The 11,024-nt window shown below is 71.9% G+C and carries 10 protein-coding genes; 4 read left to right on the top strand and 6 right to left on the bottom strand.

The window, feature by feature from the left end; translation table 11 throughout:
* Positions 1 to 129 precede the first annotated feature (129 nt).
* The gene (locus tag ACZ4WZ_RS24020) at positions 130 to 486 is read right to left on the bottom strand and encodes a HesB/IscA family protein (protein ID WP_030029080.1); all 357 of its coding nucleotides are present in this window, start codon (positions 484 to 486) and stop codon (positions 130 to 132) included.
* A 349-nt stretch (positions 487 to 835) separates the two neighbouring features.
* On the opposite strand from ACZ4WZ_RS24020, the gene nadA reads away from it, so the two are divergent.
* Complete coding sequence (gene nadA, locus ACZ4WZ_RS24015; protein WP_467893282.1) at positions 836 to 2,014, top strand: quinolinate synthase NadA; 1,179 nt, start codon at positions 836 to 838, stop codon at positions 2,012 to 2,014.
* 385 nt (positions 2,015 to 2,399) lie between these two features.
* Here the strand turns inward: nadA and ACZ4WZ_RS24010 are convergent, their stop codons facing one another.
* From ACZ4WZ_RS24010 to cobS, 3 genes are all read right to left on the bottom strand, one after another.
* Positions 2,400 to 5,519: an efflux RND transporter permease subunit gene (locus ACZ4WZ_RS24010; RefSeq protein ID WP_467893280.1), complete on the bottom strand. Its 3,120-nt coding sequence runs from the start codon at positions 5,517 to 5,519 to the stop codon at positions 2,400 to 2,402.
* A 143-nt stretch (positions 5,520 to 5,662) separates the two neighbouring features.
* Positions 5,663 to 6,376, bottom strand: a complete 714-nt coding sequence (locus ACZ4WZ_RS24005) for a response regulator (RefSeq protein ID WP_467893278.1) — start codon at positions 6,374 to 6,376, stop codon at positions 5,663 to 5,665.
* Positions 6,377 to 6,434: 58 nt separating this feature from the next.
* Positions 6,435 to 7,256 carry an adenosylcobinamide-GDP ribazoletransferase gene (gene cobS / locus ACZ4WZ_RS24000; protein WP_467893277.1) on the bottom strand — a complete coding sequence of 274 codons (822 nt, stop codon included), beginning with the start codon at positions 7,254 to 7,256 and terminating at the stop codon, positions 6,435 to 6,437.
* Positions 7,257 to 7,326: 70 nt separating this feature from the next.
* Between cobS and ACZ4WZ_RS23995 the strand changes: the two genes are divergently transcribed.
* Positions 7,327 to 8,106: a hypothetical protein gene (locus ACZ4WZ_RS23995; protein ID WP_467893275.1), complete on the top strand. Its 780-nt coding sequence runs from the start codon at positions 7,327 to 7,329 to the stop codon at positions 8,104 to 8,106.
* A 61-nt stretch (positions 8,107 to 8,167) separates the two neighbouring features.
* On the opposite strand, the gene pspAA is transcribed toward ACZ4WZ_RS23995, so the two are convergent.
* Both pspAA and ACZ4WZ_RS23985 read right to left on the bottom strand, forming a co-directional pair.
* Positions 8,168 to 8,446, bottom strand: a complete 279-nt coding sequence (gene pspAA, locus ACZ4WZ_RS23990; protein ID WP_467893273.1) for a PspA-associated protein PspAA — start codon at positions 8,444 to 8,446, stop codon at positions 8,168 to 8,170.
* Positions 8,447 to 8,460: 14 nt separating this feature from the next.
* A complete protein-coding gene (locus ACZ4WZ_RS23985; protein ID WP_467893272.1) occupies positions 8,461 to 9,255 on the bottom strand; it encodes a PspA/IM30 family protein in 795 nt (264 codons plus the stop codon).
* A gap of 266 nt (positions 9,256 to 9,521) precedes the next feature.
* Between ACZ4WZ_RS23985 and ACZ4WZ_RS23980 the strand changes: the two genes are divergently transcribed.
* Together ACZ4WZ_RS23980 and ACZ4WZ_RS23975 are read left to right on the top strand one after the other, a co-directional pair.
* Positions 9,522 to 10,130 carry a DUF3043 domain-containing protein gene (locus ACZ4WZ_RS23980; RefSeq protein WP_467893271.1) on the top strand — a complete coding sequence of 203 codons (609 nt, stop codon included), beginning with the start codon at positions 9,522 to 9,524 and terminating at the stop codon, positions 10,128 to 10,130.
* Between the two features lie 62 nt (positions 10,131 to 10,192).
* Positions 10,193 to 10,951: a methyltransferase domain-containing protein gene (locus tag ACZ4WZ_RS23975; protein ID WP_467893343.1), complete on the top strand. Its 759-nt coding sequence runs from the start codon at positions 10,193 to 10,195 to the stop codon at positions 10,949 to 10,951.
* Positions 10,952 to 11,024 lie beyond the last annotated feature (73 nt).

The raw sequence follows: 11,024 nt of genomic DNA, 5'->3' as shown, positions 1-11,024 counted from the left end.
GTGGCGAAAGTCTATGGGGGAAACCTCCCCTCCTGCAGGGGGGGGGGGGGGGGGAAAAAAGGGGGCCTGTGTCCTTGGCTTTCCCAAGCCGGCCCCGGGCCCCTTCGCCGTACGGGCAAGCCGTACGGCTTAGCTGAACGAGTCGCCGCAGGCGCAGGAGCCGGTGGCGTTCGGGTTGTCGATCGTGAAGCCCTGCTTCTCGATGGTGTCGACGAAGTCGATGGAGGCGCCGCCCAGGTACGGGGCGCTCATGCGGTCGGTGACGACCTTGACGCCGTCGAAGTCCTTGACGACGTCGCCGTCGAGGGAGCGCTCGTCGAAGAAGAGCTGGTAGCGCAGGCCGGAGCAGCCGCCGGGCTGGACGGCGACGCGGAGCGCGAGGTCATCGCGGCCCTCCTGCTCCAGCAGGGTGCGGACCTTCTCGGCGGCGGCGTCGGACAGGAGGATGCCGTCGCTCACAGTGGTCTTGTCGTCCTGTACGGACATCTGCATTCACTCCCGAAGTGGGCGGCTCCCCGCCGGTGGCTGGGGAAACGTCGGACTCTTGCCGTCGGTGGCAACCAGCGGGACCGCGGTTTCATTCCGGGCCCGGCGCCTCGTTTTCTCAATTCATGCTCGCACACCTCGGCGGGCCGGTGGACCCCGCGACGAGGACCGGTGGAGCGGCGGGCCCCGCCCGGGGCGAATGCGTCACATCGACACTATCGGCATCGTCAAAGTGACGTGAAGCAGTTATGATAGATAGCGTCAAATAGACGAGAAGTGGCGAACCGAGCCCCCCGCAGTCCCAGAAGTCCTTGTCCATCCTTGTCGCAGAACAGAAAGGGTGCGTGTCGTGACCACCGCCCAGCCTTTGGACGTCCAGCCGACGCCCCTTGCCCTGCTGCTGCTCGGCCGTGAGGCCGACCCCAAGAGCGAGCGGGGAGTGGAGTGCCCCGGCGACCTCCCCTCGCCGTCCGACCCGGACCTGGTGGCCCGGGCCCGCGCCGCCAAGGAGAAGCTGGGCGACAAGGTCTTCATCCTCGGCCACCACTACCAGCGCGACGAGGTCATCGAGTTCGCCGATGTCACCGGCGACTCCTTCAAGCTGGCCAAGGACGCGGCCGCCAAGCCCGAGGCCGAGTACATCGTCTTCTGCGGCGTGCACTTCATGGCCGAGTCCGCGGACATCCTGACCTCGGACGACCAGAAGGTCGTCCTGCCGGACCTCGCGGCCGGCTGCTCGATGGCCGACATGGCCACCGCCGAGCAGGTCGCGGAGTGCTGGGACGTGCTGACCGAGGCCGGGATCGCCGGTACGACGGTCCCCGTCTCGTACATGAACTCCTCCGCCGACATCAAGGCCTTCACCGGCAAGCACGGCGGCACGATCTGCACCTCGTCCAACGCGAAGAAGGCCCTGGAGTGGGCCTTCGAGCAGGGCGAGAAGGTGCTCTTCCTCCCGGACCAGCACCTGGGCCGCAACACCGCGGTCCGCGACATGGGCATGTCGCTGGACGACTGCGTGCTCTACAACCCGCACAAGCCGAACGGCGGCCTGACCGCCGAGCAGCTGCGCGACGCCAAGATGATCCTGTGGCGCGGCCACTGCTCGGTCCACGGCCGGTTCTCGGTGGACTCGGTGAACGACGTGCGCGAGCGCATCCCGGGCGTGAACGTCCTGGTCCACCCCGAGTGCAAGCACGAGGTCGTCGCCGCCGCGGACCACGTCGGTTCGACGGAGTACATCATCAAGAAGCTGGAGGCGGCCCCGGCCGGCTCCAAGTGGGCGATCGGCACCGAGCTGAACCTGGTCCGCCGCCTGGCGAACCGTTTCGCCCCGGAGGGCAAGGAGGTCGTCTTCCTGGACAAGACGGTCTGCTTCTGCTCGACGATGAACCGCATCGACCTGCCGCACCTGGTGTGGACGCTGGAGTCCCTGGCCGAGGGCAACCTGGTCAACCAGATCCAGGTCGACAAGGAGACGGAGAGCTTCGCGAAGCTCGCGCTGGAGCGGATGCTGGCGCTGCCGTAGCGGTGGCCCCGCGGTTTCGAAGGGCGCCCGGCCCGCGCCGGGCGCCCTTCGGCGTTCTCCCCCGCACCAAGCGGACCAGGTCGCGCACCGTGGTCACGCTGCCGCCGATCCCTGCGGTTCACCACGATCGGCTGGAAGCCCGCACCGGGCCGGTACGACGGAACCCTCGCCCTCCGTCGGGCCGGCACCCGCGCGCCGATCGAGCGCCCGTTCTGCCTCGAGCCGCGCGCCGAGGACATCCAGATGATCATGAGCGGGGACGGATGGCACGACTTCCGTACGGACGTCCCGGGCAAGGGTCAGGGCGGCTGCTACCGGTGGTACACCGGATGAGGCCCCGGACACCGCGTGACGCGGCGTCCGGGGCTCCGGGGTGCGGTCGGGGTCAGGCCTTGGCCGGGGTCTCGGCCGTCGGCGACGGGACCACCGTCAGGCGGGCTCGCTTCTTCGCGCGGCGGCGCTCCTTGCGGAGTTCCACCATCGTGTAGAGGGTCGGCACCAGGAGCAGGGTCAGCAGGGTCGAGCTGACCAGGCCGCCGATCACGACCACCGCGAGCGGCTGCGAGATGAAGCCGCCCTCGCCGGTGACGCCCAGCGCCATGGGCAGCAGGGCGAAGATCGTCGCCAGGGCCGTCATCAGGATCGGGCGCAGCCGGTGCCGGCCCCCCTCGACGACCGCTTCGACGACGCCCAGGCCCCGCGCCCGGTACTGGTTGACCAGGTCGATCAGGACGATCGCGTTGGTCACGACGATGCCGATGAGCATCAGCATGCCGATCATCGCGGGGACGCCCATCGGGGTGCCGGTGACGATGAGCAGGCCCAGCGCTCCCGTGGCCGCGAAGGGGATGGAGACGAGCAGGATCAGCGGCTGGACCAGCGAGCGGAAGGTCGCGACCAGCAGCATGAACACGATCGCGATGGCGGCGAACATGGCCAGGCCCAGTGAGGCGAAGGCCTCGTCCTGGTCCTCGGAGACGCCGCCGATGGAGGCCGTGGCCCCCTCGGGCAGGTCCAGGGCCTTCAGCTTGCTCTGGAGGGCGGCGCTGACCGCGCCCGTGTTGTCGCCGACCGGCCTGGCGGTGATGGTGGCGGCGCGGGCGCCGTCGATCCGGGTCATCGCGACCGGGCCGGGGACGACCTTCACCTCGGCGATGTCGCCGAGCCTGGCCGGGCCGACCGGCAGGGCCTGGAGCTCGGCCAGGGTGGTGGCCGGCTGCGCGGAGCGCACGACGACGTCCCGCTCGGTGTTGTCCAGTACGGCCTTGCCCACCGGGTTGCCGCGGACGGCCTGTGCGACGAGGGCGCCCAGGGCGGCCTGGTTCAGGCCCGCCTCGGCGGTCTTCGGGGTGGCGGTGACCGAGATCCGGGGCACCGACTGGGCCAGGTCGCTCTGGACGTCGGTGACGTCGTCGAGGGTGGCCACCTCGGCCCGGACCTGTTCGGCGGCCTTGGCGAGCACGCCCGCGTCACCGGCCTTGACGACCACGCTCAGGTTCTGGCCGCCGAAGCCGCCGCCCGCCGAGACGGAGGTGTCGCCGATGCCGTCGAGCTCGCCGAGCGCGTCCTGGATCCGCTGCTTGACGGCGTCGGAGCGGCCCGCGTCCTCCAGGGTGACCTGGAAGGAGGCCTGGTTGGTGCCCGTGCCTCCGCCGAAGGCGGCGAGGAAGCCGGAGGAGCCGACGGTGACCTGGTGGTCCTTGACGCCCTCGACGGACTCCAGGGCCTTCTCCACCTTGCGGCTCGCCTCGTCGGACGCGGCGAGCGAGGTGCCGGCGGGCAGTTGCTGCTTCACCGTCAGGACGTCCTGGTCGCCCTGGTCGAAGAAGTTGGTCTTCAGCAGCGGGGTCATCCCGAACGTGGCGACGAGGACGACGGCGGCGATCGCCACGCTCGTCAGCCTGCGGCGGGTGGCGAAGCCCAGGACCCGTACGTAGAGGCGCTGGAGGCGGCTGTTCGCCTCCTTCTCCTCGGCCTCGCGGCGGGCCTTCGCGACGCTCTCGGCGTTCTGCGGCGTGACCCCCTTCGGGCCGCGCAGGAACCAGTACGACAGCACCGGGACGACCGTCAGGGACACCAGCAGCGAGGCCAGCAGGGCGGCGGTCACGGTGAGCGAGAAGGAGCCGAAGAGCTCTCCGATCATGCCGCCGACGAGGCCGATCGGCAGGAAGACGGCGACGGTGGTGAGCGTGGAGGAGGTGACCGCGCCGGCCACCTCCTTGACGGCGGTGGTGATCGCGGCCTCGCGCTCCTCGCCGTAGCCGAGGTGGCGCTTGATGTTCTCCAGGACCACGATCGAGTCGTCGACGACCCGGCCGATGGCGATGGTGAGGGCGCCCAGCGTCAGCATGTTGAGGGACAGGTCGCGGGTCCACAGCACGATCAGGGCGAGGACCACGGACAGCGGGATGGAGACCGCGGTGACCAGGGTCGAGCGGATCGAGGCCAGGAAGACCAGGATCACGATGACGGCGAAGACGAGGCCGAGCAGGCCCTCGGAGGTCAGGCCCGAGATGGAGCGGGCGACGGCCGGGCCCTGGTCGCTGACGACGGTCAGCTCCGCGCCGGAGCCGAGCGTGGAGCGCAGCCCGGGCAGCTCGTCCTTGACGGCGTCGGAGATGGCGACGGCGCTGCCGTCCTTGTCCATGGTGAGGACGAGGGCGAGGCTGGGCTTGCCGTTGGTGCGGGTGATCGAGTCGGCGCGGGCCGGCTCCTGCTTGACGACGGCCACGTCGCCGAGGCGGACGGCCGGCCCGCCGGGCCGCGCGGCCAGCCGGAGCTCCTCCAGCTGGGCGAGCGAGGTGTAGCCGGAGCCGACGCGGACGGTGCGGTTCTCGCCCCCCTCGTCGAAGGAGCCGGCGGGGACGGTCGCACCGCCCGCCCTGAGGCCTTCGGCGAGCGCGGCGCCGTCGAGGCCGGCGGCGGCCAGCTTGGCGTTGTCGGGGGTGATGGTGACCTGGAGGTCACGGACACCGTCCACGCTGACCTGGCCGACGCCGTCGATGTCCTCCAGGACGGGGACGACGGAACGGTTCAGCTGGTCGGCCAGCGCCTGCTGGTCCTTGTCGGAGGTGACGGCGAGGACGACGGTCGGGATGTCGTCGGTGGAGCCGGCCACGACCTGCGGGTCCACCTCGGCGGGCAGCCGGACGCGGGCCCGGTTGACGGCCTGCTGGACGTCGGCGACGAGCTGCTCGGTACCGCTGTCGCCGTAGTCGAAGGTGGCGCGGATGAGGGCGTTGCCCTCGCTGGCGGTCGAGGTGATGCCGGTGATGCCGTCGACGCCCTTGAGGGTGTTCTCGATCGGCTCGACGACCTGCTTCTCGACCACGTCGGGCGAGGCGCCCTGGTACGGCGCGAGCACGGAGACCATCGGCAGTTCGATGGAGGGCAGCAGCTGCTGCTTGAGCTGCGGGATGGCTATGGCGCCGAAGAGGAGGGCCACGATCGACACGAGGCCGACCAGCGCTCTCTGGGCCAGGCTGAAGCGGGACAGCCAGGACATGGGTGGGATCTCTCTGCTGTGTCGTTCGCGAGGGGCCCCCAGCCTTTCGCACCGGGGGGCGCCGCTGCGTCGCTCCCAGGTGCCGTCCTTATGTGCGGCATACCGCGTCCGCAGTAGGCCGTCCTGCCGCCGTCGGCCGAGGGTCAGTCGGCGCGCGGCCGGACCAGTCCCGATTCGTACGCGATGACCACCAATTGCGCCCGGTCGCGCGCCCCGAGCTTGGCCATGGCCCGGTTGACGTGGGTCTTCACCGTCAGCGGGCTGACCTCCAGCCGGGCGGCGATGCCGTCGTTGGACAGACCGCCGGCGACCAGTACGAGGACCTCGCGCTCGCGTCCGGTCAGCGCGGCGAGCCGTTCGGCGTGGGCGGATCCGGCGGCGGGGGCGTCGGCGTGACCGCCCTGGGCGAGGAAACTGGCGATGAGGCCTCTGGTGGCGGCCGGGGAGAGCAGCGCCTCACCCGCGGCGGCGACCCGGATGGCGTTGAGGAGTTCCTCGGGCTCCGCGCCCTTGCCGAGGAAGCCGGAGGCTCCGGCGCGCAGGGCCGCGGCCACGTACTCGTCCACCTCGAAGGTGGTCAGCATGACCACGCGGACGTCCGACAGCTCCGGGTCGGCGCTGATCATGCGGGTGGCGGCGAGCCCGTCGGTGCCGGGCATCCGGATGTCCATGAGGACCACGTCGGCCCGCCGCTCCCGGGCGAGGGCGTAGGCCTGGGCTCCGTCCGAGGCCTCTCCGACGACCTCCATGTCGGGCTCGGAGTCGACGAGCACCTTGAACGCGCTGCGCAGCAGTGCCTGGTCGTCGGCGAGCAGGACTCGGATGCGGGCGGGGCCGGCGTCGGCGGGGTCTGTCATGGCGTCAGGGTAGGCGCCGGCCGCGGCCGCCCGGCCGGCGAGGTGGGCCGCGGAGGGGTCAGCCGAGGGCGAGGGCCACCAGGGCGGTGGTCGCGGCGACTTCGCACAGGGCGCCGAAGACGTCCCCGGTGACCCCGCCGAAGCGGCTGACGCAGCGGCGCAGCAGGAGTTCGGCGGCGAGCAGGGCCGCGAGGACGGCCGCCGCGTGCTGGGCGGCGGCGGGCGGGCCCGCCGGGAGGGCGGCGAGGGCGGCGGCCACCACGACGGCGGCGGCCACCCCGGCGGCCGTCCGGTGCGGGACCACGCCGGCGACCGCCGCGCCGAGGCCCTCGGGGCGCGCGGCGGGGACTCCCCCGCGGGAGGCGAGGGTCATCGCGAGGCGGGCGGCGACGGCGGCGAGTACGGCGGCCAGCGCGCCCCGGATCCAGCTGTCGGCGTACGCGTTGGCCAGGGCGGCCACCTGGACCAGGAAGACGACGAGCAGGGAGATGACCCCGAAGGGGCCGATGTCGGACTGCTTCATGATCCGCAGGGCGTCCTCGGCGGGCTTGGCGCTGCCCAGCCCGTCGGCCGTGTCGGCCAGGCCGTCCAGGTGGAGCCCCCGGGTCAGCGCCGCCGGTACGGCGACGGTGACGGCCGCGGCGAGCAGCGGGCCGCCGCCGAGGAGCAGCAGGAGCGTGCCGGGCACGGCGGCGAGCAGGCCGACGGCGAGGCCGGCGAGCGGGGCGCAGGCCATGCCGGTGCGGGCGGCGGGCCGGTCCCAGCGGGTGACGCGCGCGGGCAGGACGGTCAGCGTGCCGAGGGCGAAGCGGAGCCCGTCGGACAGGGAGGCGCGTTCCCGCGGCGGCGGGGGCAGTGGATCATCGGTCGAGTCTGTCATCGGCGCGAACGCTACCCGCATACGGTGGCCGGTAAATTACTCATTACGTGCCATACCGGGAGCTGGTGTCGTGGGTCACTGGTGGGAACGCAACATCATCGAGCCGGGCAAGCTCCCGCTGCTGCTGGCCCTGCTGTCCTTCGTGCTGTCGTTCCTGGTCACCCGGGTGATCACGAGGCTGATCCGGGCCGGCCGGGGGCCCTTCAAGAACATCACCCCGGGCGGGCTGCACGTCCACCACGTGGTGCCGGGCGTGGTGCTGGTGATCATCGGCGGGTTCGGCGCGGTCGGCAGCGGCGGACACAGCTTCGGGGCGGGCCTGTCGGCGGTGCTCTTCGGGCTGGGGGCGGGCCTGGTGCTGGACGAGTTCGCGCTGATCCTGCACCTGGACGACGTCTACTGGAGCGAACAGGGCCGCAAGAGCGTGGAGGTCGTGGTGCTGACGGCCGCGGTGGTGGCGCTGGTGCTGGGCGGCTTCCTGCCGTTCGGGGTCAACGAGCTGTCGCCGGAGGAACGGCACAGCCGCGGGCTCGTCGTCATGAACACCGCCACCAACTTCTTCCTCGCCCTGATCGCCCTGTGGAAGGGGAAGCCGCGCACCGCGATATTCGGGCTGGTCATCCCCTTCGTGGCGCTGATCGGAGCGGTGCGCCTGGCCCGGCCCGGTTCCCCGTACGCCAAGCGCTTCTACGCGAAGCGCCCGCGGGCGCGGGCCGGGGCGGAGCTGCGGGCCTACCACCACGACCGGCGCTGGGCGCGGCCCCGGCGCAAGTTCGAGAACTTCATCAGCGGGCTCTCCGACCCGGAGAAGCACCCCGCCGACCATCGCCCCCCGAGGGAACGGCAGTGACGCGCGGGGCCCGCCCCGTACGGGGCGGGCCCTGCGCGGTGCCGGTGCGTCCGGGGCCGGATCAGCCCGGGATGAGGCCGTCGTCGCTGAGCATCTGCCGCACCTCGTCGAGCGTGGCGTCAGGTGCGGGCAGGATCAGCTCGGAGGGCTCCAGCGCCTCGTCGGGCAGCGGGCTGCCGAGGTGCCGGACGGCGTCGAGCAGCGCGCCCAGCGTGCGCCGGAAGCCCTCCTCGTCGCCGCCCTCCATCTCCTCCAGGAGCTCGTCGTCCAGCTTGTTGAGCTCGGCGAGGTGATGGTCGGCCAGCCTGACCTGGCCCTCCCCCATGATGCGGACAATCATGACGGGCCCCTGTCCTACTGCTTGTCGAACCGGTGCTGGCTCTGCTGCGGCTGCGCGGTGCCCGGGGCGCCGCCCTCGAGGGCCTGCTGCTGGGCGGACGGACCGCCGGCCAGCTCGGCCTTCATCCGCTGGAGCTCCAGCTCGACGTCGCTGCCGCCGGAGAGGCGGTCCAGCTCGGCCTGGATGTCGTCCTTGGAACCGAGGCCGCTCTGGTCGTCCAGGGCGCCGGAGGCCAGCAGCTCGTCGATCGCGCCGGCGCGGGCCTGGAGCTGCGCGGTCTTGTCCTCGGCCCGCTGGATGGCCAGACCGACGTCGCTCATCTCCTCCGAGATGCCGGAGAAGGACTCCGCGATGCGGGTCTGCGCCTGGGCGGCCGTGTAGGTGGCCTTGATGGTCTCCTTCTTCGTACGGAAGGCGTCCACCTTGGCCTGGAGGCGCTGCGAGGCCAGCGTCAGCTTCTCCTCCTCGCCCTGGAGGGTCTGGTGCTGCACCTCCAGGTCGCTGACCTGCTGCTGGAGGGAGGCACGGCGGGACAGGGCCTCGCGGGCCAGGTCCTCACGGCCCAGGGCGAGGGCCTTGCGGCCCTGGTCCTCCAGCTTGGCGGACTGGCTCTGGAGCTGGTTCAGCTGCAGTTCCAGGCGCTTGCGGGAGGTCGCCACGTCGGCGACGCCGCGGCGCACCTTCTGAAGCAGCTCCAGCTGCTTCTGGTACGAGTAGTCGAGGGTCTCGCGCGGGTCCTCGGCCCGGTCCAGGGCCTTGTTCGCCTTCGCGCGGAAGATCATCCCCATACGCTTCATGACACCGCTCATGGGCTTCGCGCGCCCCCTTCTAGACGGACTGTGCTCCAGGTCACCGACAAGACCCACAGTACGGGCCCTGTCTCCATTACCGCACTGTTCGAGTACGGATGCGCTCCTCCTCCAGGACGAGTACCCCGCCGCCGTGTCAGGCGTGAGGAGTAGGTGATCCCCGAGACCGGGGACCCGGGACCGCAGGAGGTGCGCACTCGGTAGACGCCCGCCGTTGCCGGATCGTTCCCCGCCGGGGTGGGGACGGTGGCCCCGACCACGTACGCTTGGGTTTTGTGTTTGGTAGCCGCTCCTCCAAGGAAGAGAAGGCCTCCGCCACCGACAAGGTGAGCGCCGGTCCTTCGCAGCCCCGTGACCCGCAGGCCCCGAAGGGCCGCCCGACGCCGAAGCGTGCTGTGGCCCAGTCGCAGCGCAAGGCCGTGGTGGCCTCGACCGGCAACCGCAAGGAGGACGCCAAGCGAGCCCGCGAGCGCCGCCGGGAAGAGATGGTCAGGCAGCGCGAGGCGCTGGCCAACGGCGACGAGCGCTATCTGCCCGTCCGCGACAAGGGGCCGGTGCGCCGGTTCGTCCGCGACTTCGTGGACTCCCGTTTCTCGATCGCCGAGATGTTCCTGCCGCTGGCCGTGGTCATCCTCGTCCTGAGCATGATCCGGGTCCCGTCCATCCAGAACATCGCGCTGATGCTGTGGCTCGGCGTGATCGTCCTGATCGTCCTCGACTCCATCGGCCTGTGGCTCCGGCTGCGGAAGGCGCTCAACGAGCGCTTCCCGGACGAGCCGCGCCGCGGCGCCGTCGCGTACGGCCTGATGCGCACCCTCCAGATGCGTCGCCTGCGCCTGCCCAAGCCGCAGGTCAAGCGCGGAGAGCGGCCCTGACCGGAGCGGCGCCCGGAGCACCGGGGGCATCGTCGGGGGAGGGCTTCTCCGAAGGAGCCCGGCTGTGGCTGGAGGGCCTGGGCGGACTGCGCAACGCCGTCCGCCAGGAACTCGTCGGCCGGCAGGTCGAGGAACAGATCACGCACCGCTTCCCGGTGGGGCAGCGGCTGCGGGTCCTCGACGTCGGCATGGGCCAGGGCACCCAGGCGCTGCGCCTGGCCCGGGCGGGACACCGCGTCACCGGCCTGGAGCAGGACGCCGCCATGCTGGCCGTCGCGCACGCGGCGCTGGCCGCGGAACCCGCCGGGATCCGCGACCGGGTCGAGCTGGTGGAGGGCGACGGCCGGGAGACCGGCGCGCACTTCGAGCCGGGCAGCTTCGACGTGGTGCTGTGCCACGGGGTACTGATGTACGTGTCGGAACCCGACGCCATGCTCGCCGGACTGGCCCGGATGCTGGCCCCCGGTGGCCTGCTGTCCCTGCTGGTGCGCAACGGCGACGCGCTCGCCCTGCGGCCCGGACTGTCGGGCGACTGGCCGGGGGCGCTGGCCGCCTTCGACACCGTCGACTACACGAACCGGCTGGGCCTGCGGGTACGGGCCGACCGGCTGGCCGACCTCACGGCCACGCTGTCGGGGATCGGCGCGCCGCTGCACACCTGGTACGGGGTGCGCGTGTTCACCGACGGCACCGAGGCCGCCGCGGAGCTCCCGCCGGACGAGGAACTGGAACGCCTGCTGGCCGCCGAGGAGCGGGCCGGCCGCACCGACCCCTACCGCGCGGTCGCCGCGCTGCTGCACCTGTGCGGGGTCCGGGGCTAGGCCGTCCGTCGTCGGCGTCGTCCGCTTCGGCGCGCCCGTACGCCAGGAGTACGCCGGAACCCCGGGCATCACC

The organism is Streptomyces sp. NPDC029122, from assembly GCF_055569445.1.
Note: the sequence above shows the minus strand (reverse complement) of the source record. Positions and strands in the feature narration are given on the sequence as shown.